The 26,573-nt window shown below is 55.1% G+C and carries 26 protein-coding genes and 2 tRNA genes; 20 read left to right on the top strand and 8 right to left on the bottom strand.

From position 1 onward, the window contains the following. The first annotated feature begins 79 nt into the window (after nt 1-79). Genes V6575_RS04355 through V6575_RS04345 form a run of 3 tightly spaced genes read left to right on the top strand, consistent with a single transcriptional unit; the run spans nt 80 to nt 2,705 of the window. Nucleotides 80-1,000 (top strand): manganese/iron ABC transporter ATP-binding protein, encoded by a 921-nt coding sequence (locus tag V6575_RS04355; RefSeq protein WP_340272874.1) that lies wholly within the window; start codon nt 80-82, stop codon nt 998-1,000. Then, complete coding sequence (locus V6575_RS04350) at nt 997-1,869, top strand: metal ABC transporter permease (protein WP_340272873.1); 873 nt, start codon at nt 997-999, stop codon at nt 1,867-1,869. The genes V6575_RS04355 and V6575_RS04350 overlap by 4 nt, the downstream gene beginning before the upstream one ends. Further along, nucleotides 1,869-2,705 carry a metal ABC transporter permease gene (locus tag V6575_RS04345; protein WP_340272872.1) on the top strand — a complete coding sequence of 279 codons (837 nt, stop codon included), beginning with the start codon at nt 1,869-1,871 and terminating at the stop codon, nt 2,703-2,705. Before V6575_RS04350 ends, V6575_RS04345 begins: the two co-directional genes overlap by 1 nt. A 198-nt stretch (nt 2,706-2,903) precedes the next feature. Here the strand turns inward: V6575_RS04345 and V6575_RS04340 are convergent. Continuing rightward, nucleotides 2,904-2,978 (bottom strand) — tRNA-Thr (locus V6575_RS04340). 533 nt (nt 2,979-3,511) lie between these two features. Between V6575_RS04340 and V6575_RS04335 the strand changes: the two genes are divergently transcribed. The 12 genes from V6575_RS04335 to V6575_RS04280 all read left to right on the top strand — a co-directional run bounded on the left by V6575_RS04335 (nt 3,512) and on the right by V6575_RS04280 (nt 12,065). Next, a complete protein-coding gene (locus V6575_RS04335; protein ID WP_340272871.1) occupies nt 3,512-3,715 on the top strand; it encodes a hypothetical protein in 204 nt (67 codons plus the stop codon). Nucleotides 3,716-3,917: 202 nt separating this feature from the next. Continuing rightward, the gene (gene murA, locus V6575_RS04330; protein WP_340272870.1) at nt 3,918-5,207 is read left to right on the top strand and encodes a UDP-N-acetylglucosamine 1-carboxyvinyltransferase; all 1,290 of its coding nucleotides are present in this window, start codon (nt 3,918-3,920) and stop codon (nt 5,205-5,207) included. 166 nt (nt 5,208-5,373) lie between these two features. Continuing rightward, nucleotides 5,374-5,817, top strand: a complete 444-nt coding sequence (locus V6575_RS04325; RefSeq protein ID WP_340272869.1) for a DUF2948 family protein — start codon at nt 5,374-5,376, stop codon at nt 5,815-5,817. A 63-nt stretch (nt 5,818-5,880) separates the two neighbouring features. Beyond that, complete coding sequence (gene hisD / locus V6575_RS04320; RefSeq protein WP_340272868.1) at nt 5,881-7,176, top strand: histidinol dehydrogenase; 1,296 nt, start codon at nt 5,881-5,883, stop codon at nt 7,174-7,176. A gap of 17 nt (nt 7,177-7,193) precedes the next feature. Continuing rightward, the gene (locus V6575_RS04315; RefSeq protein WP_340272867.1) at nt 7,194-7,688 is read left to right on the top strand and encodes a UPF0262 family protein; all 495 of its coding nucleotides are present in this window, start codon (nt 7,194-7,196) and stop codon (nt 7,686-7,688) included. A gap of 5 nt (nt 7,689-7,693) precedes the next feature. Then, a complete protein-coding gene (locus V6575_RS04310; RefSeq protein WP_340272866.1) occupies nt 7,694-8,146 on the top strand; it encodes an arsenate-mycothiol transferase ArsC in 453 nt (150 codons plus the stop codon). Nucleotides 8,147-8,286: 140 nt separating this feature from the next. Beyond that, nucleotides 8,287-8,505 (top strand): translation initiation factor IF-1, encoded by a 219-nt coding sequence (gene infA, locus V6575_RS04305; RefSeq protein WP_340272865.1) that lies wholly within the window; start codon nt 8,287-8,289, stop codon nt 8,503-8,505. Nucleotides 8,506-8,547: 42 nt separating this feature from the next. Then, the gene (locus V6575_RS04300) at nt 8,548-9,174 is read left to right on the top strand and encodes a Maf-like protein (RefSeq protein ID WP_340272864.1); all 627 of its coding nucleotides are present in this window, start codon (nt 8,548-8,550) and stop codon (nt 9,172-9,174) included. Nucleotides 9,175-9,214: 40 nt separating this feature from the next. Then, a complete protein-coding gene (gene yacG / locus V6575_RS04295; protein WP_340272863.1) occupies nt 9,215-9,418 on the top strand; it encodes a DNA gyrase inhibitor YacG in 204 nt (67 codons plus the stop codon). A gap of 17 nt (nt 9,419-9,435) precedes the next feature. Further along, nucleotides 9,436-9,609 (top strand): hypothetical protein, encoded by a 174-nt coding sequence (locus V6575_RS04290; RefSeq protein WP_340272862.1) that lies wholly within the window; start codon nt 9,436-9,438, stop codon nt 9,607-9,609. Between the two features lie 368 nt (nt 9,610-9,977). Further along, nucleotides 9,978-11,585, top strand: coding sequence for a bifunctional metallophosphatase/5'-nucleotidase (locus V6575_RS04285; RefSeq protein ID WP_340272861.1), 1,608 nt, complete (start codon nt 9,978-9,980; stop codon nt 11,583-11,585). Between the two features lie 404 nt (nt 11,586-11,989). After that, nucleotides 11,990-12,065, top strand: a tRNA-Phe gene (locus V6575_RS04280). A 281-nt stretch (nt 12,066-12,346) separates the two neighbouring features. On the opposite strand, the gene fumC is transcribed toward V6575_RS04280, so the two are convergent. From fumC to V6575_RS04245, 7 genes are all read right to left on the bottom strand, one after another. Further along, nucleotides 12,347-13,741 carry a class II fumarate hydratase gene (gene fumC / locus V6575_RS04275; protein WP_340273342.1) on the bottom strand — a complete coding sequence of 465 codons (1,395 nt, stop codon included), beginning with the start codon at nt 13,739-13,741 and terminating at the stop codon, nt 12,347-12,349. Between the two features lie 155 nt (nt 13,742-13,896). Next, nucleotides 13,897-14,415 carry a hypothetical protein gene (locus V6575_RS04270; RefSeq protein ID WP_340272860.1) on the bottom strand — a complete coding sequence of 173 codons (519 nt, stop codon included), beginning with the start codon at nt 14,413-14,415 and terminating at the stop codon, nt 13,897-13,899. A 210-nt stretch (nt 14,416-14,625) separates the two neighbouring features. After that, nucleotides 14,626-15,345, bottom strand: coding sequence for an SDR family NAD(P)-dependent oxidoreductase (locus V6575_RS04265; RefSeq protein WP_340272859.1), 720 nt, complete (start codon nt 15,343-15,345; stop codon nt 14,626-14,628). 192 nt (nt 15,346-15,537) lie between these two features. Continuing rightward, the gene (locus tag V6575_RS04260) at nt 15,538-16,893 is read right to left on the bottom strand and encodes an acetyl-CoA hydrolase/transferase family protein (RefSeq protein ID WP_340272858.1); all 1,356 of its coding nucleotides are present in this window, start codon (nt 16,891-16,893) and stop codon (nt 15,538-15,540) included. Between the two features lie 170 nt (nt 16,894-17,063). Next, complete coding sequence (locus V6575_RS04255) at nt 17,064-18,470, bottom strand: aldehyde dehydrogenase family protein (protein WP_340272857.1); 1,407 nt, start codon at nt 18,468-18,470, stop codon at nt 17,064-17,066. A 24-nt stretch (nt 18,471-18,494) separates the two neighbouring features. Next, nucleotides 18,495-20,111: a thiamine pyrophosphate-dependent enzyme gene (locus V6575_RS04250; protein WP_340272856.1), complete on the bottom strand. Its 1,617-nt coding sequence runs from the start codon at nt 20,109-20,111 to the stop codon at nt 18,495-18,497. A gap of 44 nt (nt 20,112-20,155) precedes the next feature. Then, on the bottom strand, nt 20,156-20,860 hold the full coding sequence (locus tag V6575_RS04245; protein WP_340272854.1) for a GntR family transcriptional regulator: 705 nt from the start codon (nt 20,858-20,860) through the stop codon (nt 20,156-20,158). A gap of 143 nt (nt 20,861-21,003) precedes the next feature. On the opposite strand from V6575_RS04245, the gene V6575_RS04240 reads away from it, so the two are divergent. From V6575_RS04240 to V6575_RS04220, 5 genes are read left to right on the top strand one after another with little or no spacing between them, the layout of a single operon-like run. Next, entirely contained in the window at nt 21,004-22,461 is a 1,458-nt protein-coding gene (locus tag V6575_RS04240; protein ID WP_340272853.1) for an FAD-binding oxidoreductase, read from the top strand. A gap of 52 nt (nt 22,462-22,513) precedes the next feature. Next, complete coding sequence (locus V6575_RS04235) at nt 22,514-23,503, top strand: MBL fold metallo-hydrolase (RefSeq protein WP_340272851.1); 990 nt, start codon at nt 22,514-22,516, stop codon at nt 23,501-23,503. Between the two features lie 52 nt (nt 23,504-23,555). Beyond that, nucleotides 23,556-24,605 carry a TRAP transporter substrate-binding protein gene (locus V6575_RS04230; protein ID WP_340272850.1) on the top strand — a complete coding sequence of 350 codons (1,050 nt, stop codon included), beginning with the start codon at nt 23,556-23,558 and terminating at the stop codon, nt 24,603-24,605. Between the two features lie 3 nt (nt 24,606-24,608). Continuing rightward, nucleotides 24,609-25,148, top strand: coding sequence for a TRAP transporter small permease (locus tag V6575_RS04225; RefSeq protein ID WP_340272849.1), 540 nt, complete (start codon nt 24,609-24,611; stop codon nt 25,146-25,148). A 2-nt stretch (nt 25,149-25,150) separates the two neighbouring features. After that, complete coding sequence (locus V6575_RS04220) at nt 25,151-26,470, top strand: TRAP transporter large permease (RefSeq protein WP_340272848.1); 1,320 nt, start codon at nt 25,151-25,153, stop codon at nt 26,468-26,470. The last annotated feature ends 103 nt before the right edge of the window (nt 26,471-26,573 follow it).

Genomic DNA, 26,573 nt, shown 5'->3' with positions numbered 1-26,573 from the left:
AACTTGGGAGTGTGTTCTCACTAGGTTTTAGCTAAAGAATGGGGCCCCGCGCCTCTGGTGTTTGAATTGGACGCATATTTTGACTTTGAGTGAAGTGAACAGTGCGGAGACTGCAGGGCTCTGGGCTGAAGGGGTGACAGTCACCTACCGCAATGGTGTGACGGCTCTCAGCAATGCAGGCTTTTCTGTTCCGCGTGGCTCTATTGCCGCTCTGGTCGGCGTGAACGGGGCTGGAAAGTCGACCCTCTTCAAAGCGATCATGGGTTTTTTGCCCTTGTCCGGTGGCGACATTCAGATCCTGGGTCAGACAGTCAAATCAGCCCTGAAAGATGGCGTCGTTGCCTATGTACCGCAGGCTGAAGAGGTCGACTGGTCCTTTCCTGTTCTGGTTGAAGACGTGGTGATGATGGGTCGCTTCGGACGAATGGGGTTTTTGAGGATCCCCTCTGCTGCGGATCGGGATGCTGTCACGCAGGCTCTGGCGCGTGTGGGAATGACCGACTATCGCAAGCGCCAGATTGGTGAATTGTCTGGCGGTCAGCGTAAGCGTGTGTTTCTGGCGCGGGCCTTGGCCCAGGACGGCTGGGTGATCCTGCTCGATGAACCTTTCACCGGTGTGGACGTTCAGACCGAAGAAGCGATCATCAAGCTGCTGCGTGAATTGCGAGACGAGGGCCGGGTCATGCTGGTCTCAACCCACAATCTGGGCTCGGTGCCGGAGTTCTGCGATCATACGGTTCTGGTCAAGGGGACGGTGCTGAATTACGGACCGACCGAGACCACATTTACCCGCGAAAATCTCGAACAGGCCTTTGGCGGGGTCCTGCGCCATTTCGTTTTGGGCGGGTCTGATCTTCACGATGATGATGATGCGCGCGCAGTGACCATCCTGACGGACGATGAGCGGCCGGTTGTCATGTATGATGACAAGACGCACACGCTTAAAAAGACGGAAGGCGAAGAAACTCCAAGTGAACCAAAACGGGGAGAACCGTCTTGATCGATGCTCTTCTCCAGCCGTTTAACTATGGCTATATGACAAACGCCATGTGGGTCAGCGCCCTGGTTGGCGGGGTCTGTGCGTTCCTGTCGGCTTACCTGATGCTCAAGGGATGGTCTTTGATTGGCGATGCCTTGAGCCACTCGATCGTGCCCGGTGTCGCAGGAGCCTATATGTTGGGGCTGCCTTTTGCCCTTGGTGCTTTCCTGTCCGGCGGGCTTGCTGCGGCCTCGATGTTGTTTTTGAACCAGAGAACTGGCCTGAAAGAAGATGCGGTCATTGGCATCATCTTCACGAGCTTTTTCGGGCTCGGACTGTTCATGGTTTCGGTCTCTCCGGTGCCCGTCAATGTGAACACGATCATCATGGGCAACATCCTGGCGATCACGCCGGAAGACACGCTCCAGCTGGCCATAATCGGTTTTGTGTCATTGGCTATTTTGCTGGTCAAGTGGAAGGACCTTATGGTGGCTTTCTTTGATGAGAACCATGCCAGATCGATTGGCTTGAATCCGACCCGCTTGCGGTTCATCTTTTTCGTGCTCTTGTCTGCCTCTTGCGTTGCGGCGCTTCAGACTGTTGGTGCCTTTCTGGTGATCGCCTTGGTGGTCACTCCCGGCGCCACGGCCTATTTGTTGACGGACCGCTTCCCGAAGCTCTTGGTCATGAGCGTTGCCATCGGTTCCATCACCAGTTTCCTGGGTGCTTATCTGTCGTTCTTTCTGGACGGGGCGACCGGAGGCATCATCATATGTCTGCAGACACTGATATTCCTTTTGGTGTTTGTATTCGCACCCAAACATGGCCTTCTGGCCGCAAAGCGCCGTGCGGCGGAAGCATTGCGGTTGGCCAAAGCGGGAGACCTGTGATGTACGATCTCTTGATGCCGTTCCAGTTTGGCTTCATGCAGAATGCCTTTTGGGTGGTTCTTCTGCTGGCACCGCCAACGGCAATGCTGTCCTGCTTTCTGGTGCTCAAGGGCTGGTCGCTCATGGGCGATGCGGTCAGCCACGCGGTTCTGCCCGGCGTTATCATAGCCTATTTGCTGAATATTCCGCTTTTGATCGGGGCGTTTTGTGCCGGCATGACCTGCGCATTGGCGACCGGTTATCTCAAGGACAACAGCCGGGTGAAACAAGACACGGTGATGGGCGTGGTTTTTTCCGGCATGTTCGGTTTCGGCATGGTGCTCTACACCAAGGTCGACACCAACGTACACCTCGATCATATCCTGTTCGGCAACATGCTGGGTGTTGGGGCTGAAGACCTTTGGACGGCTGGGCTTGTCGGGGCTTTTGTGACCCTGACGCTAGCCGTCAAATGGAAAGATCTGCTGCTGCATGCATTTGATCCGGCACAGGCGCGGGCCATCGGTCTTCCGGTCGGCGTTCTGCACTATGGTCTGTTGTCGATCCTGTCGCTCACCATCGTTGCGACACTCAAATCAGTAGGTCTCATTCTGGCCATCGGCCTGCTGATATCCCCCGGTGCGATTGCTTTTCTGCTGACCCGTCAGTTCTTGCCGATGATGTTGATTGCCATCCTGACAACGCTTGTAGCCATGTTCGGCGGTGTTTATCTTAGCTTCTGGATCGACAGCTCCCCGGCACCGACCATCATCCTGTTTCTGACAGGCCTCTTCATTCTGGCTTTTTCCTGGCGCCAGATGCAAAATAAGCGTTCGGACAGAATCCAGGCGGCGTAGACCACGCCCACAGTCAAGGGGAAAGCGGCTGTCGCGCTGCCATGTAATGCAGAGAAAGCCCGCTTCAGAATGGTTTGCTTGATAGGCTGATCACTCATTGTGGTTATTCAATTGACAAGAGGTCGCTGCCTCTCCGGTTGCCATAAGCAACAGCAAGAAGATGTAAAAACACAAAAATAAACATGCTTTGAAGATTTATGGTGCTGCCGGAGAGATTCGAACTCTCGACCTCTCCCTTACCAAGGGAGTGCTCTACCCCTGAGCTACGGCAGCATCTATAGTCCATGGTTGGGTCCTGCTTATTTGAACACTGTCCAAATAATAGTTCGGGGCGAACCTTACATCCAACGCACTTCATTTGTAACCGGCCAGAACACCCAACCGGATTTCGGGCTTTTGCCACAGTTGGCTTTAGCGTGCAAGCGGCAAGTTCCGGTTTTTCCGATTGAAGCCCAAGGCATGGCCCAAGGATCTGCGCTGGCACGTGGGGGATGTGGGAAAAGACGCTGAAACCGGTCGGCGGGCTGAAGTTCCTGGTCTGTCTATCGCCTGTGGAAAGTCAGCTTTTTTGAGCGGGGCGGTGATGGTCGCAATATGTCCGTCAAGCTTGCGCGGCCTGTATGGAGAGGCATATAGGAGAGTTAGCTCAGGCAATCTGTCAGCAACACCTTCTGAGGGCCGTGCCGGTTGAGGAAAGGGGGAATTTGCGTCAGGATGCAGACCTATTCAGCGACCTTGTTTGTTTTAGGCAGCGTATCGTTGGACAAGGCGATTATCGAGAATGTTGGAAGTTTGGGCGATTCATAATGCAGGATAAATCCGGAGAAGGTCCCGGGAACAATGGGGATGCAGCAGATGTGGCACAAGTGACACCGCCTGTTCCTGTGACCAAGGCCAAGTCTAAGAAGCCCGGAAAGGAAGAGCGCATGGCAGAAGCGCTGCGGGCAAACTTGCGCCGGAGAAAATCAGCAGCGAAGGTTCGCAAAGCCTTAGAGACCGGAAATGAATAAGCTCCGAGTGCGATCTGGATTTGGGGCGAGCTTATATAAATCCTGAAAGGCTGCTGCAGGCGCAATCGCCCTTGGCTTGCCGCCTTGTTGCCTTGCATGGGCCACATGTTGCGTGTAGATGCCGAGTTTACAAGATTTACAGCGCTGCGAAGCAAGCCTTTTGGGACTGCATTCGGGGGCAATTGACCATTAAGGTGGGATTATGGACAGCATAAAGGTTGTCGGGGGCGCGCAGCTCAACGGCATTATTCCGATTTCAGGCGCGAAGAATGCAACGCTGCCGTTGATGATTGCCTCGCTGCTGACCGATGAAACCTTGACGCTTTCCAACGTTCCGCGCTTGCGTGACGTGGCACAGCTGACACAGATCCTGTCGAATCACGGTGTCGATTATTCGGTCAACGGCAAGCGCAATGGCCAGGATGAGCTGGAAGGTCAAACCCTCAGCCTGACAGCTCGCGAGATTGTCGACACGACAGCCCCTTATGAGCTGGTGTCCAAGATGCGCGCCAGTTTCTGGGTGATTGGTCCGTTGTTGGCCCGCATGCATGAAGCCCGCGTGTCCTTGCCGGGCGGTTGTGCCATCGGCACCCGCCCCGTCGATTTCTTCATTGATGGCCTGGCAGCGCTTGGGGCGGATATCGAGATTGATGCCGGTTACGTTGTGGTCAAGGCTCCTGGTGGCCTGGTTGGCAATCGTGTTGAGTTTCCAAAGGTGTCCGTCGGGGCGACCCACACCATCATGATGGCAGCGACCCTCGCCAAGGGCGAGACGGAAATCATCAATGCTGCTTGTGAACCGGAAGTCGTTGATCTGGCCAATTGCCTGATCGCCATGGGCGCTAAGATCGAAGGGGCAGGAACACCAACCATTCGTATTCAGGGTGTTCATCGGTTGCATGGTGCTCATCATGCGGTGGTTGCTGACCGGATCGAGACCGGAACCTACGCTATGGCTGTGGCCATGACGGGGGGAGAGATCTTGCTCAAGGGCGCGCGCGCAGATCTGCTGCACAGTGCTCTTGATGTCTTGCGTCAGACAGGTACCGAGATCACCGAAACGCCTACCGGTTTGAAAGTCTATCGCAATGGCAACGGCATCCAGCCTGTGGACATCACGACGGAGCCTTTTCCGGGCTTTCCAACGGATCTGCAAGCTCAGTTCATGGCTTTGATGACCCGCGCAGGTGGCCAGAGCCGGATCACCGAAACGATTTTCGAAAACCGCTTCATGCACGTTCAGGAACTGGCCCGCCTTGGTGCGCAGATCCATATTGATGGCCGCACCGCCATCGTCGATGGTGTGTCTGCTCTTCAGGGCGCACCGGTGATGGCAACAGACCTTCGAGCTTCTGTCTCGCTGGTGATTGCCGGACTGGCAGCTGAAGGGGAAACATCGGTCAGCCGGGTCTATCATCTGGATCGTGGTTTTGAGCGGCTCGAAGACAAGCTGACCCGGTGCGGCGCGCAAATCGAGCGTGTCTCCAGCTAGTCATAGAGGGCCGTTCTCTATGATTGGGGAGCGGTCCAAGTCTTGAACTGCTGATGCATGCGAGCTGGCTTTGCTGATTGGCACATTGTCAAAAACGCATTTAGCAGTTAGGTCATCAGCCTGCCGATGGCCGTATTGTGCCAGAGGCTGAACAGGGGATGTGTCTTTGGCCACGGAACAGCTGAAACTTGCCGCTCTGGACGATGAAGATCTTCAGGTCGTGTCTGCTCACGTTCAGGATGCCGTCCTGACAGTTGGTGACATCCGCTTTTTGCCGAAAGAGCAGAGAGCTATCTTCGCGATGAACCGCTTTGTCTGGGATAAAGCCGCGGACAAGCGCACCAAGGAACATGAGCGCCGGCGTGCGGCTTTATCGGTCTCCCAGGTGACATCGATGAAGGCTGCTGGTATTCGCCAGGATGCAAAAGCCGCGGTGCTGGCTCTGCTGGCTGTGACGTTTGAAGAAACCGAGGCACCTGCGGGCCGGATAAGCCTCAGCTTTGCCGGTGGCGGAACTCTGGTTCTCGAAGTCAACTGTATTGAGGTTCAGCTTTCGGATCTTGGCGCTGCCTGGGGCACGCCCAATCAGCCGGACCACGAGCTGGACTAGGTTCCAATCCCTAGATAATCGCGGCGGGTGCGCCTGTCGGAACGAAGCCAAGGAGTGTCAGACGTGGCCATACGTCTTTCAAATCAGGATGCCGATTTCGAAACCCGTTTCTCCGAGCTTTTAGCTGGAAAGCGCGAAGTCTCTGAAGACGTTGATCACATCGTCAGGGATATTCTGGACGATGTTCGCGTGCGCGGTGATGCTGCTGTTCTGGAATATACTGCCAGGTTCGACCGGCTCGATGTCACCGATATGGCTGAGTTGAAAGTCTCCGAAGCACGCGTTGACGAGGCCATGAAGCAGGTGCCTCAGGCAACCCTTGATGCCTTGATCCTCGCGCGTGATCGCATTCAGTCTCATCACGCCCGGCAGATGCCGAAAGATGATCGGTATACCGATCCGATTGGCGTCGAGCTTGGTTCGCGTTGGACTGCTGTGGAATCCGTCGGGCTATATGTCCCAGGCGGATTAGCCTCTTATCCAAGCTCCGTTTTGATGAATGCGGTGCCAGCCAAGGTGGCGGGCGTCGAACGCATTGCCATGGTGGTGCCGAGCCCGGACGGACAGTTGAACCCTCAGGTTCTGGCAGCTGCGCGCATTGCTGGCGTTTCCGAAATCTATTGCATTGGCGGCGCTCAGGCCGTGGCCGCGCTGGCATATGGCACGGACACAATTGCACCGGTCAGCAAGGTTGTCGGCCCGGGGAATGCGTTCGTTGCAGCGGCCAAGCGCCGTGTTTTTGGCACCGTCGGCATCGATATGATCGCGGGGCCATCTGAAGTTCTCGTTGTTGCGGACGCGGACAATGATCCTGATTGGCTGGCCGCCGACCTTCTGGCGCAGGCAGAGCATGATGCGGTCGCCCAGTCGATCCTGATCACGGACAGTGCTGATCTGGCGACGGCGGTCGAAGAGGCTGTCGAACGTCAGCTCAAGATCTTGCCGAAAGCCGAGATCGCAGGAGCCAGCTGGCGGGACTTTGGGGCTGTGATCGTGGTCGATGACCTGGAACAGGCCTTTCCGCTTGTGAACCGGATTGCCGCAGAGCATTTGGAGCTTGCGGTGGCTGATCCAGAAGCCATGCTGGACAAGGTGCGTAATGCAGGTGCCGTATTCCTGGGGCGTTATACGCCAGAGGCGATTGGCGATTATGTCGGTGGATCGAACCATGTGCTGCCCACGGCGCGCTCGGCACGCTTTTCCTCCGGCCTGTCTGTACTTGATTTCGTCAAACGCACATCTATTCTGAAATGCAATGCTGAGAACTTGCGCCAGATCGGCCCGGCTGCAATTGCCCTTGGCGAGGCTGAAGGTTTGGCGGGTCATGCACGATCTGTTGCGATACGGCTGAATCTCTAACCAGGCGGGACAATGGGATGTTGGACGTAGAGGGCATGGATGCAAGCGGCGGAAAGCTGATCGATGTCGTTCTCGATGAGACGTCTATTGCCCGCTCGACTCCTGAGGTTGAAAATGATCGTGCAGTTGCGATCTACGATCTGATTGAGGAAAACAGTTTTCAACCGGTCGGGCATCCTGCAAGCAATTATGTTCTGCGCTTGTCCGTGATCGAGAAGAAGCTTGTGTTTGAAATTGCAGGCGAGGAGGGCGAGGTTATCGTGACACATGTCCTGTCGCTGACGCCTCTGCGCAAGATCGTCAAGGATTACGATTTCATTTGCGAAAGCTATTACGAGGCCATCCGTCATTCCAGTCCGAGCCAGATTGAGGCAATCGATATGGGGCGTCGTGGCGTTCATAATGAAGGATCCGAGATCCTGATGGAACGGCTTCAGGGGAAGGTGGATGTCGACATGACCACGGCACGACGTCTCTTTACGCTCGTCTATGCCCTTCACTGGAAGGGTTAGGCGTATTGACCGGGCCGGGCGCGCGTCCGAGTGCGGTATTGTTTGCTTGCGGCATGAACGCCGTGCGCTCCCCCATGGCCGCAACAATCGCGCGGAACTTGTTTCCAAATCAGATTTACGTCCGCTCCGCAGGAGTTCGTCAGGGGAAGCCGGATCCCTTTGTCGATGCGGTGATGGCCGAAATCGGTATGGACACCAGCAAGCATCAGCCCAAAACGTTTGAGGAGCTGCAGGAGTCTGGTTTCGACCTTGTGTTGACACTGGCACCAGAAGCTCACCACAAGGCGCTGGAGCTGACCCGGACCGAGGCGGTGGAAGTTGAATACTGGCCAACCATGGACCCGACACTTGCCACCGGAAGCCGGGAGCAGATCCTCGATTCGTATCGTGGTATCCGCGATCAACTGATGATGCGTATCAAGAAACGGCTTGCATGGACCCCTCCGCCGAGCGGTTAGAGGGGCGTTGATCGCTGTCAGCGAGCTTTAAGCTTCAATATCTGCCATTTTGTTGATAATGGACATGAAACAAAGGTTCACATTCGAGTCACGATCCGTTAGGTTCGCCGCTCATCTGAACGCCTTAATCAGGATACCACATGGCCAAAGAAGAAGCTCTGGAGTTTCCGGGCGTCGTCTCGGAACTGTTGCCGAACGCAACTTTTCGCGTAAAGCTTGAAAATGATCACGAAATCATAGCTCATACCGCCGGGCGCATGCGTAAAAACCGTATTCGCGTGCTTGCAGGCGATAAGGTTCTGGTCGAAATGACCCCGTACGACCTGACCAAGGGTCGGATCACGTATCGCTTCAAATAACACTGAGCGCGAGCAAAACGGCAGACGATGGCTGTGGCAGGCATGACAAAGGCTCCCTTATTGATCCTGGCTTCTGCCTCGCCGCGTCGCCTTGCATTGTTGCAGCAGATCGGGCTGGAGCCTGATCATCTGATGCCGTCTGATGTCGATGAGACGCCGAAGAAGCTGGAAACCCCGCGCGCTTTGGCGCTGCGGTTGGCAAAGGACAAGGCACAAGCTGTTCGCTCGCTCGTTAGTGACTCAGCGGATTTGAAGCAATCAGTCGTGATCGCCGCAGATACAGTCGTCGCTGTCGGACGTCGTTGCTTGCCGAAAACAGAGATGACAGATCAGGCTCTTGCCTGTCTGTCGTTGCTGTCGGGCCGTGGGCACCGCGTCTTTACAGGTGTGGCTGTTGTCGGCGAAGACGGGCGCATGAGGTCCAAAGTCGTTGAGACGCGGGTTCGTTTCAAACGCCTTTCTCGTCAGGACATTGATGACTATGTCGCGTCGGGCGAGTGGCGTGGCAAGGCCGGTGGCTATGCCATTCAGGGGCTTGCCGGAAGCTTCGTCGTGAAGCTTGTTGGCTCTTACCCAAGCGTTGTTGGTCTGCCTTTGGGAGAGACCGTGTCTCTTCTTTCGGCGGCCGGTTACCCTGTTCACCAAGCTTGGGCAACATCTGGGTCTTGAACGATCAGTTGTTGCGTCGAAGTTTGATCACGAGTGCGTCATGAGCAATCCCGATCAGCCTAGCAGTCGCCGTATGCGGCCTTGTCCGACATGCTCCAAGCTGTCGACTGAAGAGAATTATCCGTTTTGTTCAACCAGGTGTGCGCAGGTCGATCTTCACCGATGGTTGTCCGAAGGCTATTCGATCCCTGTTGTCGAGACTGACGAGTCAGAAGATCCTGACCTCGATGAGTTCCGGGACTAGGGCTCGGACCCATAAAATTGCATGCACTGGTCGATCTGGAACAGGTCGGATGCGAGGCGCAAAAAGGATGGAAACCTGGAAGGTTTTCGAGTTTTGGCAACACTGCAGACGGCTTGTTCCAGATCGATCCGAAGGACGATGAACCTGCTGCGGATGGCGGCGTCAAAGCTCTTGACCTATGCAAGGCATAGTTCTTCAAGCCTTTCCTACCCCTGCTTTGCAGGTTCAACGCCAGTGGATCCAATTTTATGGGTCCGAACCCTAGCTCCATAAATGCGATTGAGTTTAATAAGCCGGCCAATAATTTGGGCGGCTTTTTTGTTTTTGTATTGTTTTTGGGCGAATGAGTAAAAAAAATCTCTTGTCGTGAAAAAATATTCACTGTCATAATAGGCTCGTAAAGACGTCATGTAGGGCGCATAAAATACGCGCCAGGGGAAGTCTGACATTTCGCCGGGTTGGCGCGTCAGGCTCCCGCAGGATGACGAACAGCAGCACACACCTGTTTCGGCAGTGAAGCTGGAACGGGCAAGGATACCCAATCAGAGGCGACGCACTGATGAATAAGTTCCTTTTTGGCGCAGCCGCGCTTGCCATGACCACAGCGCTCTCCAGCGCAGCGATGGCCGACTATTCCCTGACGATCCTTCACACCAATGATGTGCATTCACGCATTGAGTCGATTAACAAATACGACTCAACTTGCGGTGCGGAGAACGAAGCCGAGGGCAAATGCTTCGGCGGCGTTGCTCGTATCAAGACCAAGATTGATGAACTTCGCTCGGCCTTGACCAGCGAAGGGAAGAATTTTGTCGTGGTGGACGCTGGTGACCAGTTTCAAGGATCGCTGTTCTATACGACCTACAAGGGCGCAGCAGCAGCCGATTTCATGAATGGCATCGGTTATGATGTGATGGCCGTTGGCAATCATGAATTTGATGATGGTCCCGCAGCCCTTGCAGGTTTTCTGGACAAAGTCACATTTCCCGTGATCTCCGGAAACCTGGATCTGGACAACGAGCCTCTATTGAAAGGGAGCGTTCCAGGCACATTGGTGCTTGAACGCGGCGGGGAGAAAATTGGCTTTGTGTCCAGTCTTGCGGAAGACACGGTTGAAACCTCTTCTCCAGGCGAGGGCGTCAAGTTCCTGAATTCGGAAGCATCGCTCAAGGCGCAGGTTGCCGAGCTGGAGGCAGCTGGCATCAACAAGATCATTGCGATCACCCATGAAGGTCTTCCAAAGGACAAGCTGATTGCAGCAGCCGTGCCGGGCATTGATATTATTGTTGGCGGTCATTCCCATACGCTTTTGTCCAACACACAGGACAGAGCTGAAGGGCCTTATCCTGTTCTGGTGAAAAACCCGGACGGCAAGGATGTTCCCATCGTCCAAGCCTATGCCTACAGCAAGTTTGTTGGCGATATTGAAGTCACCTGGGATGATGATGGCAATGTGATCAAGGCCGTCGGTGAGCCTATTCTTCTGGATGCTTCGGTCACGCCGGATGAGGAGTTTGCTGCGCGTATCACCGAATTGGCCGCGCCGCTTGATGAGATCCGCAAGGAAGTGGTTGCCGAGTCTGCCGCGATGATCAATGCAGACCGGACAGTCTGCCGTGCTCAACAGTGCGAAATGGGAACTCTTGTCGCTGATGCCATGCTTGCACGGGTCATGGATCAAGGCATCCAGATGGCCATTCAGAATGGTGGCGGTCTACGTGCTTCCATCGATGCTGGTGAGGTGACAATGGGCGAAGTTCTCACCGTCCTGCCGTTCCAGAACACCTTGGCGACATTCCAGTTGAAGGGCGCTGATGTGATTACTGCGCTTGAAAACGGCGTGTCTGAAGTCGAGGATGGTGCCGGTCGTTTCCCTCAGGTCGCAGGTCTGAAATACACCTTCACCAAGGCAAAGCCTGCTGGTGAACGCATCAGCGATGTTGAAGTCATGGAAGGTGGCGCTTGGGGCCCGATTGATCTGGAAAAGGTCTACGGTGTTGTTACCAACAACTACATGCGCGGCGGTGGCGATGGTTACAAGATCTTCGCGACGGCAGGCACAAACGCCTATGACTACGGTCCTGATCTGGCGGATGTCGTTGCGGAGTATCTCTCTGAAAAGACTGGTTATACGCCTTACACAGATGGCCGTATTACCGAAAAATAAGCCTGATTTGGCTTGAGGTGAACAGAAAGGCGTGCTGCGTATAGAGCACGCCTTTTTGGTTTTCATGATCAGTATGGCAGGTGATGGAACGTCGGGTTTGGTGGAATGCCTGGCCCGGTTTTGAGGCTTGGAATGTGGTCCGGTAAGCGCAATTCGAAGAGCTCAGCCCATGCTGGTGTGGAGCAGAGCTCAATTGGGGACAATGCAGCGCTTGGGGAATTGCAAGGCTGTTGTCTGTCTTGCACCGTCTTGCAGGAACGCATTGAATAAAAAGGATTTTTGAGTTTATACAGAGAACGCAAAAGAAGCTGGAAAAACTTTGCCAGGGCGCTGGACAAGCGTCATTTGAACTTCTATAAGACCCGAGCTTTCGGCGCACAGGGAACCCTGCAAAGCGCCGAGTTGCCCGGATAGCTCAGTTGGTAGAGCAGCGGATTGAAAATCCGCGTGTCGGTGGTTCGAATCCGCCTCCGGGCACCATTTATCCCTTTCAAACTTATGATGTAAATTTGATTGGCCTAATTGGTCGCCTCTAGGGCGTGACGCTTATGAGCTCAGCTCGTTTTATGCGTTTTCGCGCTGATGGCGTCATTCTCCCGGAACTTTGCCATATTATTTTCTACAGTTGAGCTTGGTCTTTTCCATTTTTGATCCCGATTGGGGATGACCATTGCACTGTTTCATATGTTCCCTCCTGCCGTCTTGCGGCAGAAGGGAGATCGTCAGGTGTCATTCGCGCTCAAAGGGCGAAATTTCAAGGTTTAAGCGCTTGGGCCGATCATGAGTTCAGGGCGGACAAGCGTATCGAATTGCTCTGCAGTGGTATATTTCAGCCGCAGCGCTTCCTCGCGCAGGGAAGTGCCGTTCTTGTGGGCATACTTGGCGATCTCGGTTGCCTTGTCATAGCCAATCGCAGGCGCCAGCGCTGTGACGAGCATCAAGGAGCGTTCCATCAAGCGGGTGATGTTGTCTTCATTTGCGGTTATCCCGGCCACGCAGCGGTCGGCAAAGCTGACGGAGGCATCTGCCAGAAGTTTGATCGACTGAAGCATCGCATTGGCCATCACCGGCTTGTAGACGTTCAGTTCAAAGTGCCCCTGACTTCCGGCAAAAGACATGGTCGCCTGATTGCCGTGAACTTGCGTACAGACCATCGTCAGGGCTTCACACTGGGTCGGGTTGACCTTTCCGGGCATGATGGATGACCCCGGTTCGTTTTCCGGCAGCGACAGTTCGCCAAGCCCGGAGCGTGGGCCGGATCCGAGAAAACGAATGTCGTTGGCGATCTTGAACAAGGACGTTGCGATCGTATTGAGCGCCCCGTGAGCGTAGACATAGGCATCGTGGGCGGCGAGGGCCTCAAACTTGTTTGGGGCCGTGCGGAACGGAAGGCCTGTGATGGAGGCAACTTCAGCAGCGAAGCTCTCGGCAAAACCCTGCTTGGTGTTCAGGCCTGTTCCGACGGCTGTGCCGCCCTGAGCGAGATCAAACAGCCCGTCAGAAGCTTCCGTGACACGGCGAATGCCAAGGTCCAGCTGCGCCATGTAACCGCTGAATTCCTGACCTAGTGTCAGCGGCGTTGCATCCTGGGTATGGGTCCGGCCGATTTTAACAATGTCGGTCCACGCCTCCACCTTTTTGCCCAGCTCATTCTTCAGATGCTTGAGGGCAGGCAGAAGAGACTCGTGGATCTCCCGGGCTGCTGCAATGTGCATGGCTGTCGGGAAGGTGTCATTGGAAGACTGGCTCATGTTGCAGTGATCGTTCGGATGCACTGGCGTCTTTGAGCCGATCTCGCCGCCCAGAATCTCGATGGCCCTGTTGGAGACGACTTCGTTCGCATTCATGTTGGACTGTGTGCCGGAACCTGTCTGCCAGACCACAAGGGGGAAGTTATCGTCAAACTGGCCATCAGCGACTTCGTGAGCGGCCTGGTCTATGGCTTTGGACAATTCCGCGTCCAGTTTGCCCTGCTTCAGGTTTACGCGGGCTGCGGACTGTTTGATGACGCCGAGAGCATGCACAAGCGGCTTGGGCATCGTCTCGCCGCCGATCGGAAAATTGATCAGGGAGCGGGCGGTCTGTGCGCCATAATATTTGTCGGCCGGGATTTCGAGTGGGCCGAAAGAGTCTGTCTCTGTGCGGGTGGTCTTCATCATTGTGTTCTCCGTCTGGCGTGTCGGGGGCATGTGCGCACGTCAGGCCCAAGACTTTGGGCTGTCTGCTGATAAATACAAGGCGTTACCACCTTGATCCGGCGTTTCAAGCGGTCTGAAAATACCGGTGCCTAGGACATGCGGGGTGATTTGTGTCAGTGGGAAAGCGAGGTGCTGCGTTCCGGGGCATTGTCAGCACCGCGTATGGCATTTTGGACCTGCGCGTCAAAGATCGGGTGAAGTCTGAGGCGCTGCATGGACAAGGCGGTTGCCAGCTGGAACGCGGATTGGGCCATGATGTCCTGCCCACTGACGGGGAACATGGCCTGAAGACATGTCTGAATGCAGGCATGATCGCGATGTTGGATCGAGGACATCAAGGAGAGGGATAGAAACTCATCGCGCGCAAGGCAGGGGCAATTCAGGCAATGATATCCGGTTTGACACAGCGCCCAATATCCATAGTTAGAGGAATAGAGCCACATGGCTTCAAGAACGCTTCTGGTGTCCGCGATGTCATTTTGCGAGGTGAGAAAATTGCAAATCTCCGGTCCGGCGCTCACATGGTCTTCCTCATAGCTGTTGAGGAGGCCTCTCATTCCAAGAATAAACAGCCGCTCAGGCTGATGCTGCCGCCAAACTTGTGTGTCGCCCTGACGTGATTGAGAGGTCATTGGCTCATCCTTGATACGCCGCCGTGAAAATTGCTCTGTCACCTGAAATATAAAATATGAATATAATATTCAAGTTTATTTTCAAGCCGGTTTCTTCACGGTTTGTGAGGGCGCGTTTTAGATCGGACGGTTAAGTCACCTGTTCGTTTCCAGGCATGTGCCACTGGGGCCGAACTCTGCGCGTCTGCGCACAATAACTGCGGGTGCCGGTTATTCTGAAAAGCTTCTAAGCGTACTGACGCCGCCGTCGACCGCGATGGTTTGGCCTGTGATAAAGCTCGCATCGTCGGATGTAAGCAGAGCGGCAGCACGGGCGACTTCATCGAGATGGGCGACCCTGTGGCTCGGGGTGGCCGAGATCCAGTTGGAGCGGGTGCCGGGATCTGGCCCCATTCCGCCATCGACAGCCCCAGGTGCCAAAACATTGATGCGAATGCGGTAGGGAGCAAGTTCAACAGCAATGACACGTGCCAGAGAGGCAATCGCCCCTTTGGATGCTGCATAAGCTCCCCGGTTCGCGACACCGACCTGACCATGGATTGAGGTGATGAAGACAATTCTGCCGCCGTCCTCCAACATCATTCTGGCGGCACTTTGAGCGATCCTTACGGCACCACGCACATTGGTGTCCAGATGGGCGGCCATGTCTTCTTCTGTGATTTCAAGGAAGCTGGCACTGCGCAGAATTCCCGCTGCATGCACCAGAACATCGAGCCCCCCGAGGCTGACCCGTGCGGCCTCCATGGCGTCCTTTACAGACTGCGGATCATTGATATCGACTTGAAAAAACGGCACCGGGGCATTGTCCGGAACAACGCGGTCAAGTCCGATCACCTGATCGCCGCGTGCCCTGAGCGTGTTGACGATGCGCTGCCCCAACGCTCCGGCGGCTCCGGTGACGATTGAGCGGAAGGCTGGGATCTCTGACATGGTATCAGTCCTGAAGTGGCAGTATCTGTAAGGACAAAAGCACGGCCATACGCTGAGCAGCGATCTTTGTGGCAGCCTGCAAATAGATGATGATTTGACCTACAGGTTTTACTGGCCCCATGTCCATTGCAAAGGGGCCAGTGAACAGTTTTCTATCCCGGCGGATGCGTCCGGGTTTTCTCTACAGACGGTCTATGATGGTTTCACAGTCGCGCCGAAGTAACCGCGCGGGATGAGCCCATTGTCGTAAGCATCGCGCTCCAGACCTTCCCGGTAATCAGGATGCGCCAGTGCGATCAGAGCCTTTGCCCGCTCGGCCATGCTCTTGCCCTTGAGGTTGGTGATCCCGTATTCGGTCACGACATACATCATGTCGGCGCGGGTGGTTGTCACTGCATTGCCAGGTGTCAGCCCCAGCACGATGCGGCTGCGTCTTTCGCCGCGACGTTCAAAGGTGGAGGACAGGCAGATGAAGGACTTGCCGCCCTTGGAGGCATAGGCCCCACGTGCGAACTGTGCCTGTCCGCCCGTGCCGGTCAGATGCCGATGGCCGTCGGTTTCGGAGGCCGCCTGTCCGCCGAGATCCATCTGGGTCGTGTTGTTGATCGCAACGACCTTGTCGTTTTGCATGATGTTCTGCGGTAGGTTTGTATAGTCCACCGCATGAAATTCGACGTCCGGATTGTGGTCAATCGCATCATAGAGATAGGTCGATCCCAGAGCGAAGGTGCAGACCATTTTGCCGGGGTTGATCTGTTTGCGCGCACCGGTAATCCGACCAGCGCGATACAGATCGATAATACCGTCGGTCAGCATCTCGGTATGGATGCCAAGATCTTCTGCAGTGCTGTCTTGCAACAGGCTGCAGACGGCATTCGGCATGCCGCCGATCCCGATCTGAAGGCATGAGCCATCCTCGATCTCGTCAATGATCAGGCGCGCCACGGCCTTGTCGACTTCACTCGGTGCCGGATTTGGCAGCTCAGGCGCAGCTGCATTGTCGCCTGCAATGACATAGTCGACTTCGTCCTTGTGGATCGAAACGCCATCGCCCAGCACATGGGGAATTCCGGTTGTTTCCTCAATGATGACCATGCGGGCGCGTTCGATCATGGCACGCAGCCAAAGGGTGGCGGCGCTGAGGTTGAAATTGCCATCGGCATCCATGGGCCGGGCTTTCACAACAAGGATGTCGATCGGCTCTATGAAGCGGCGGTAATAATCAGGGATTTCACCCAGATTGACCGGCATATAATTGGCCCGGCCTGCGTCATGCATTTTGCGGTCATAGCCTGAGAAATGCAGATTGACCCAGTGGAACACTTCTCCCTCTGGATCTGCTTCAAGCACGGCGCGTGGCTTCACGGATAAACAGGAACGAAACCCGACGTTGGAAAGCTCAGACTTGCGTTTCGCCAATGCCGCGTCAAAGACGTCCGGCTGACCGAAAATTGCTCCGTAGTCGAGCCACATGCCCGGGCGCACCAATCCAGCGGCCTCTTCAGCGGAGATCCGTTTCATGGGCGCGTTCGCTTGCCGTTTCATCATCTTGCTCATCCGTTGACCACATTATTGTCGCAAAAGCTAACAGGGGCGAAATCCGTTTGCACCCCTCTTTAGAAGGTGGCAACGAGATTTTGCCCCGCGCAACGGTACATGTGCGCAGGGACGTGACTGGATGGGGCATAAGCGCCAATCGGCCCTAAGGGAGCGCGCAATCAGGCGTGCAGCGTTTGGATTGACGTGAATTCCTTCAGGCCTTCGGTGCCGAATTCAGTTCCAAGGCCGGATTGTTTGACGCCGCCGAAGGGCGCGTTGGGATTGAGGCCACCGTGCCCATTGATCCAGACGGAGCCAGATTCCATCCGCAATGCCAGTTTTTTAGCTGCGGCAATGTCTTTGGACCAAACCGATGCGCCAAGACCCATGGACGAGGCATTAGCTGCCTTTATAGCGTCCTCGACATTGCTGTAGCGGATGATCGGCAGGACCGGACCGAATTGCTCTTCATCAACGATGCGCATGCCGTCCTTGGCATCTGCAATCAATGTCAGCGGGTGGATGTAGCCAGCTTCAGTGCTTCGTTTGCCGCCGAGAATTATACGTGCTCCCTGGTCGACTGCATCTGAAATAAGGTCTTCGACCTTGGCAAGTTGTGCTGCGTTTTGGATGGGGCCAAGCACACTGTTTGTATCCGCTCCTGAACCGACTTTGATGTTTGCGGTAAAGGCTGCAAATTCTTTGCAGACATCCTCATAAATGCTGTCGTGCACATAAAGACGCTTCATGCATGCACAGGTCTGACCACTGTTGATGAAGGCGGACCAGAACAGGCCTTCCGCGATCTGTCTCGGGTCAACATCGGGCAGCAGGATACCGGCATCATTGCCGCCGAGTTCAAGCGTCAGACGTTTGAGCGTACCGGCAGCAGAGGCCATGACTTTCTTGCCGGTCTCTGTCGAACCGGTAAAGGTCACCTTGGCGACATCAGCGTGGCCGGTTAAAACCGGGCCGAGGTCATCAGGGCCTGTAACAACGTTCAAAACACCTGCTGGCAAAACCGTGTTGAGGATCTCAACCATGCGCAACGTCGAGAGTGGGGTATAAGGCGACGGCTTGATCACCACGGTGTTGCCTGCGCGGATTGCCGGGGCAATGTGCCAGATGCCGATCATCAATGGCCAGTTCCACGGTGTGATCGAGGCCACGACACCCAACGGCTTGCGGTGGACTTCTATCAGGCCTTCATTGTCGTCCTTGATCACCTCAACCGGCAATTCCAGTTCGGCAGTGTTGCCGGCCCAGACCTGGCAGCCGCCGAGTTCAAAGTCGGCACCAAGGCCACCGCGGGGCTTGCCTTGTTCGGTGCTCAGCAGTGTTGCCAATTCATTAGCGTGTGCCGCAAGGACCGCCGCCATATCGCGGCAGGCCTGCTTTCGCACATCATCACTCGTGATGCTCCAGCTGGCATAGGCCGTTTTTGCCGCTGCGACAGCCGCGTTGACATCATCAACAGTGCCCGATGGACATTGACCCGCGCTGCCGCCGGTCGATGGGTTGATGACATTGAAGGTTTCGGTTTTGGTGACGACTTTGCCGTCAATCGTCATGGCGAATTGGGTCATGGTTCTGTCCTCAAAAATGTCTGATCAGGCGTGCGGCGCTGGATGCAGGAACTGCCAAGGCGATGTTTCTGATCCGCGTGGCACTGGCACCTCGATGAGGGCGGGACCGCCGCTGGCGAGCGCAGTTTCAATGGCTTTCTCCAGAGCTTCCGGCGTTTCCGCCTTCGTGGCAGACATGCCAAAGCTCTTGGCCAGAGCAACAAAATCCGGGTTGACCAGATCAGCGCCGAGCAGGCGACCATCAAAGACATTCATCTGGTCACGGCGGACATTGCCATAGGCATTGTTGTTGAACACGACGGCGACAACGCCAATGCCATGTTGGACAGCCGTTGCCAGCTCCTGGACACCAAACATGAAACCACCATCGCCATTGACGGAAACGACGGCTTTGTCCGGATTTGCGACCTTGACCCCAAGGGCGGTGTTGTAGCCAAAGCCCAGATTGTCCTGATAGGCGCAGGTCACATATTGGCGCGGTTCATAGACCGGAAACCCGAAGCGGGCGGTGAAGCCCATCTGGCTGACTTCTTCCACAAAAAAGCCGTCGCGGGGCAGGGCGCGGCGGATTGCGTCGAGATAGCTCATCTGTGGCTGGACGGCTTCACTCTCGGTCCGGGCGCGGGCTTTAATCTCGCTGAATTCTGCGGTGCGACTGGTGACCTTTTGGCCGGACAAAGCTGCGGTCAGCGCATCAGCGGCTTTCGCAGCATCGCCGACTACGCCGAGCTCTGGCTTCAGGCGGACCATTTCGGTCGGGTCGATGTCGATCCTGATCACTTTGAGGCCTGCCGGACGCCACTGCCAGCGCATGAATTGCAGCTCAAGCCGACTGCCAATCCCGATCAGAAGATCACAGTCCTTAAAGTAGTCGTAAGCGGCTATCAGGTTCATCGCGTGCGGATTGTCATCGGCCAAGATGCCTTTGCCTGAGCGGTGTGAGGCGACCGGTGCCTGGATTTTTTCTGCAAGAGCCAGAACCTCAGCAGCTGCATCAAGTGCTCCGCCGCCCACCATGATCATCGGGTTCTTGGCCGCCGCGATCATCTTGGCCGCAGCCTCGATGCTATCTGGATCAAGCGGGGTTTTGTGCTTGGGAGCAAGGGAGGCTGGCTCTGCGGGAGCCTGCTGGCCGAACACATCCCACGGCACTTCGACCGCCACCGGGCGCTGACGGTCCGATGTCATCTCGGTGAATGCGCGGGTCATTTTGTCAGGCGCTTCTGCTGGATGATCAATTCGGTCTGCCCATTTGGTCAGGCCGCGCAAGGTGGCAAGCTGATCTGGCAGTTCGTGCAGTTGGCCGCGTCCTTGTCCGATCAGGTGTGACATGATGTTTCCGGTCAGGCACATCACCGGCGCATTGCCGCCATAGGCCGTGCAGATAGCGGCTCCCGCATTCAGCACACCAGGACCGGGAACAACAGTGAAAACGCCAGGCTTGCCGCTCGACTTCGCATAGCCATAAGCCATGTAGCCAGCGCCTTGCTCGTGCCGTGTATGAATGAACCTGATGTCGTCAGACCGGCGGGCCAAAGCGTCTGAAAATTCATAGGAATGAGCACCGGGTATTCCAAAGAGGGTGTCAACGCCATTTGCAACGAGCGTATCAACCATGTGGTCCGCTGTAGATTTTTTCACGCGATTGCCCTTCGGTCCTGTGTGATTTGAAATTCTGTAAGAAACTAGTTGTTCGACGCGATGGACACATCAAGTAGGGATTGGCTTGAGAGTTCCTGTCGATAGGCTTCAATCAAATGGCTGATGTGGTTTTCCAGCAGTTGGGCTGCCATGTCAGCGTCGCCGCTTTGGCACGCATTGAGCACCTGGTTGTGCTCATCCAGCGAACGGTCCAGCGTGGCATTCATGATGGTGAACAAATGGGTGCGCAGGGCCATCAATGGGCTGATGGTCCGTTTGTAGGCGGAGGCAATTGAGCGGTTTCCGCTAAACTCTACGATGGTCTCATGAAAGCGCAGGTCGCACTTCGTGTAATCAACTGCGCTGCTCGCACGCAAGGCTGTATCCATGTCATCGACGCATTTTTGAAGCGCTGCAACCAGCCCATCCTTGTCCCGGGCGATGGCAAGCCGAACGGACCCGGTTTCCAATAGAGCCCGGTGCTCGCAGATGTCGTCGACGTCTTTGAAATCAGGTGTAAAGACGAATGAGCCGCGTTTCGGCAGAATGTTCACGAGACCTTCTGCCTGCAGGATTGCCAGCGCATCGTGGACAGGCGATCTGCTGATGCCGAGCATGTCTGCCAGACGCTGTTCCGACAGTTTTTGCCCCAACGGCAAATCGCCGGTGATGATGGCATCGCGAATTCTGTCTGCGGTCAGCTCCGTGAGGGATGTCAGCGGATGAATACGGTCGAAGATCTCTTTCATTGCACTGCCAATCAATTTCGTCGACGTAAAACTAACATGTTACATGTTGCTTGACAACTTAGATTGACATGTAACATGTTAGATTGTGGCCGGGAGGTGATGTTCTTCCGATCCGCAATTGTGAGGGTATCGGAGCGTGCACCTTGTCTGAAGCCGATCTTCTGGAAACTGAATGTGAAGCTGTGATTGAGAGCCTGTGTAAAATCGCGGGAGCTGCAAACACGCTGACGGAGCCGTCAGATATGGCGGCTTATCTGGAAGATTGGACGGGCCAGTATCATGGCGAGGCAATCGCCGTTGTAAGGCCGGCGTCTACCCATGAGGTGTCCGAAATCGTCAAGCTTTGCGCCGCGAAGGATATCGCGATTGTGCCGCAAGGCGGGCGAACCGGTCTTTGTGGCGGCGGTGTTCCTGTCCAGGGCAGGCACTCTGTCGTTGTGTCATTGTCGCGCCTGAATGCCATCCGGTCTTTGGACGTTGCCGGGCGCACCTTCGTTGTTGAAGCAGGCGCTGTGCTGGAAGTCTTGCAGGAAGAGGCTGCGAAGAATGGCCTGGTGTTCCCGCTGACTTTTGGTGCCAAGGGGAGTTGCACAATTGGCGGCAATCTGTCGACCAACGCGGGCGGCTCTAATGTGGTGCGTTATGGCAATACACGAGAGCTTTGCATCGGCATTGAGGCTGTGTTGCCCGATGGATCGATCATCAACGCCCTGACCGGCCTTCGCAAGGACAACACGGGCTATGACATTCGACACCTGCTGATTGGCGCAGAAGGCACGCTGGGGATTATCACGGCCGCAGTCTTCAAGCTTTTCCCAAAGCCAACGTCTCGCGCCACCGGATTTCTAGCGGTCTCGTCTCTGGATGCAGCTATTGGGGTTCTCAACAGGATCCAGGACCGCACAGGCGGTGCCGTCGAAGCCTTCGAATATATGCCGCAGCCTGCTGTAGATGTGATTTGCCGTGTTTTTCCCGACATTCGTCCTCCGCTTGAGGGGAATGTTGAAACCGGCATCATGCTGGAGGTCGCCTCAAGCAGGCCATCTGATGCAGCAGAGATGGAAGATGGATCAATCAAATTTCAAAACGAACTCATGGAGATCATGGGGGAGCTGATGGAAGACGGGTTGATCATTGACGCCATGGTTGCCCAGTCAGAACAGCAGCGCGGCGAACTATGGCGCTTGCGAGAGTCCATCCTGGAAGCGATCACCAAAGCCGGTCCAGTCTATCATCTGGATATCTCTTTGCCGTTGGCAAATATTGCGCCCTTTGTTGAGGAGATGGACCGTGAAGCGCTGCGCCTTGGCTTTCGGCCATTGACGGTCGGACATTTGGGCGATGGCAATCTGCATTATGCGTTGGCGTGTACGGACGCAGAGCGCTGGGCAGAGTTGCCGCTCGAAGAAGTGAAATCCTTCGCGTTTTCGCTTCTCAAGCGGTTCAATGGCTCATTCAGCGCCGAGCACGGCATCGGTCAAAGCAAGCTGGCCTTGATGGGGACCCTCAAGGAACCTTCACAACTTGCCATGATGCAGGTTTTGAAAAGCGCCATTGATCCGAAAAATATCATGAACCCCGGCAAGATGGTTGTGGTTTAGAAGAAATATACGCAGTGTTGAGCGTTGCTGATGGCTGTTTTGGAGTACGGAAATGACGAGATTCATCAAGATAGCCTTGCAGTGTTGTCGGTTGGTTATTGTCTCTGCCTTGGGAGGGGCTTCATTGGCTGGCGCGTCGGTTCAAGCGCAGCCGTTTGATGGCTGTCCATCTAGTCCGATCATGGAAAAATTTGCTGACTTTGGACGCACAGGTAAAATGCCTCCCGAGCTTGGGAAATGGCTCAATGACAGTGAGGGGCAATACGTTAAGCCATGGAAGCCATTCGATAATGTTGATTATGTCGGCATTTGCTGGGTGTCCGCGTGGTTGGTTCATACAGACGATGGCTCGGTTCTGATTGATACCCTTTATGGGCCATTCACCGATCAGCTGATCGACAATCTGAAATCAACCGGCGTCGATTTTGACGACATCAAATATGTCCTGATGACACATGGTCATTTTGATCATGTCGGCGGCGCTGCTGCTCTCAAGCCTCATTTGCCAAATGCAACATTTGTCATGACGCAGGGTGGTTGGGATGAAGCTGTGGAATCTGCTGAAGCCTCTCAGGGCACCCGGCGTGCCTGGAAAATGATCAAGCCGGAGATGGTGGTCAAGGATGGCGACCGGATAGAGCTGGGCGGCAATTCTTTCGAAGTTATTGAAACGCCTGGGCATACTTGGGGGACGGCGTCGTATCTTTATGATGTTCAGGACGGCGACCAGACATATCGGGCCATCACAATCGGTGGCCTCGGTCTGAATGCCATCGAAGGCCCGACACAGGTGGAGGCCTATATTGAGAGTGTGGATCGTGTTCGTTCGCTTGTGGAGGATGCGAACGAACATGTTCAGGTTCATTTGACCACGCATGGCTTTTCCAACAATCTGGATGAAAATCGCCAGATTTTGGCGGGCCGCAGTGCTGGAGAACCGAATGTTTTCGTCGATCCGGACGCGCTTCTGACCCAGGTCGGGTCATTGCGCGCAGGGGCGGAAAAGCGGCTCGCGAAAGAGCAGGAAAAGGCAAAGCAATAAACTGAAATTGGAAGTTCTTGGATCTGGGAGATCCACTTTGGGAGGAGATACTATGAGGAATACACTGACAACGCGCCGTGCGGTGCTGGCAGGCTTGGGTGCAACATTGGCTGCACCCGCCTTCATCCGCAATGCCAAGGCAGCGGAAGTGACGCTTCGCCTGCATCATTTTCTGCCGCCGGTCGCGCCGATGCACAGCAAGTTCTTCGTCCCTTGGGCGCAGGAGCTCATGGATGCCACGAATGGTGCCATCGAAGTTCAGATTTTCCCGGCGATGCAGCTTGGCGGCAAGCCACCACAGCTGGCGGATCAGGTGAAAAAGGGCATTGTCGACATTGCTTGGGCATTGCCGACCTATACGCCTGGTCGCTATCCGGTGGCTGAAACCATGGGCCTGCCTTTCATGGTGACCAATGCGGAAAAAACATCGGTTGCCGTGCATGAGTTGATGGATGAATTCGGTGGCGCTGAATATGCAGGCATGAAGCCGCTTGCCTTCTGGAGCCATGATGGCGGCAAACTGCACATGCGCGACACGGCAGTGCGCACCTCGGCGGACCTTCAGGGTAAGAAAATCCGCAGTCCGAACTCGGCGTTTGGTGAACTTCTAACGTCCCTTGGAGCAGAACCCGTCTTCTTCCCGGTCACCGAAATGGTTGTCGGTCTGAGCAACGGTGTGATTGATGGCTGCTGTCTTCCTTATGAAGTCGTCCCGCCGTTCAAACTGCAGGAACTGACCAAGTTTTCCTGTGAAGCGGCCCCTGCTGCACGCGGCCTTTATGCGAACACCAACACACTTCTCATGAACGAGCGGTCTTATGAAGGCCTATCCGATGACCTGCGCGGTGCCGTTGATGCTGCATCGGGTATTGGATTGTCACGGCGTATTGGCAAGACCTTCGATGAATTCGAGGCCGTCGGGCGGAATATCGTTGAGAAGAACGGCAATGAAATTGTCGAAATTTCCCTCGAAGAAATCGCAAAATGGGATGAGGCGGCACAGCCGGTCTATGCCAATTGGGAGACCAGACTCAACGATGCCGGTCATGATGGCGCTGCTGTCATTGCACGTGCAAATGAGCTGCTCGACAAAGGCGCATAAAGCATGTCGGTTTGGTCAAGCTTGTGGCCAGAACAAGGAGGGGGGATAGCTCCCCTCCAGGTCTGGTTTGAACGGTTGTCTCGCGTTTCTGCTGCTGCGGGTGGCGCGGTTATCTTCGGTGTTGCCCTGACGGTCGCGGTTTCAGTTGTGATGCGTAATGTCGGACTGCGTGGCGTGCGGGGAGATTTTGAACTGGTCGAAATGTCATGCGCATTTGCAGCCGGTTTCTTCTTGCCCTTGTGTCAGCTTAACAAGGGTCATGTGATGGTTGATCTTTTTACCGGATGGCTGCCTGTGGAGGCCAACCGTCAGATCGATGCATTCTGGACGCTGCTGTTTGCTGTCGGCTGGCTGTTGCTGAGCTATTTTACGCTGCATGGTCTGTTTGAGATCAAGGATTATGGTGATCGAACCATGCTGTTGTCCTTGCCTCTCTGGTGGGCATTTGTTCCGGCTGTCGTGGGAACTGCCTTGTCTGGCCTGATTGCGATTGCACAAGTATTTCTGTTGCGGGGCCTTGCCTCCACATCTGTTGGACGGTGACAATGGATCCCACCCTCATTTCAATTGTCATGATTGTCGTTCTTCTGGGCGCAATCATCTTGCGCGCGCCGATCGGCCTTGCCATGGCTATTGTCGGATCCGCTGGTTACATGGCGATTGGCAGTGTAGCTGGTTTGCAAGCTTATCTGACCACAGCCTGGCCGGATAAATTTCTATCTTATGATCTGGCTATTGTTCCGCTCTTTATCCTCATGGGGCACCTGGCCACGCGGACTGGCATTTCTGCTGCGCTGTTTTCGGCTTCCAATGCCTGGATTGGCCATTGGAGGGGCGGGCTGGCCATGGCTGCTGTGGCAGGCTGTGCGATGTTCGGCTCGATTTCCGGTTCGTCCATTGCAACAGCGTCAACCATGGCACGGGTCGCATTGCCGGAAATGCGAAAGCACAAATATGGTCGTGCGCTTGCTTCCGGCTCGCTCGCTGCAGGCGGTACGCTCGGGATTCTCATTCCGCCCTCTATCGTGCTGATCATCTATGCGCTGCTGACGGAACAGAACATCGTGAAGCTGTTTCTTGCGGCCACGATCCCGGGCCTGTTGGCTGTGCTTGGTTTTATCCTGGCCATTGCGATCTACGTGCGGCGCTATCCATCTGAAGCGCCTCTGCAGGAGCGTGCCAGTCTTGGCGAACGCATCAGAAGCCTTGGTGATATCTGGCACATCGTCAGTATTTTCATTATCGTCCTTGGCGGTATCTACGGAGGCTTCTTTACCCCGGCAGAAGGCGCATCAATCGGGGTTGTTCTGACTGCTTTCTCTGGCCTTTTGACCCGGACGCTAAATCTGTCGAACCTGGTGGACAGCCTGATTGATACGGCAGGTGCCAGCGCCATGATTTTCGTCATTATTTTCGGAGCGGATTTGTTCAATGTTGCGCTCGCTCTGTCCCGGATGCCGACGACCCTCGCAGACTGGTTTATTGCGGCGCAAATCACACCATTGGCTGTCTTGCTGCTGATTGTAGTCTTCTACCTGGTCATGGGGTGCGTCATGGACAGTCTGTCGATGATCGTTCTGACTGTGCCGGTGTTCTTCCCGACAATGATGAGCCTCGACTTTGGCATGTTGCCCGAGCAGCAAGCGCTTTGGTTTGGTATTTTGACCTTGGTCGTGGTTGAGGTCGGCATGATCACGCCACCTGTCGGAATGAACTTGTTCATCATTTCGGCAATCGCCAAGGACATTCCCACCAGAGACATCTTTCGTGGGACCGTCCCGTTCATCATTTCCGAAGCTGTTCGAATTGTCCTGCTGATTGCCTTCCCAATCCTGAGCTACGGTCTTGTGATGTTGTGGAACTGATTGAGTTATTTTGATTTCTTTGGCTTTGGCCTGACGAATTTCCCAAACTGTCTTCGGTACGGGCAAGGCAGCTTGAGGATATAATATTTGACATGTTAAATAA

It is taken from the genome of Roseibium algae (assembly GCF_037783265.1).
Classification (GTDB): Bacteria; Pseudomonadota; Alphaproteobacteria; order Rhizobiales; family Stappiaceae; genus Roseibium; species Roseibium algae.
The sequence above is the reverse complement of the archived record's forward strand: the minus strand, read 5'-3'. Positions and strand labels throughout refer to the sequence as shown.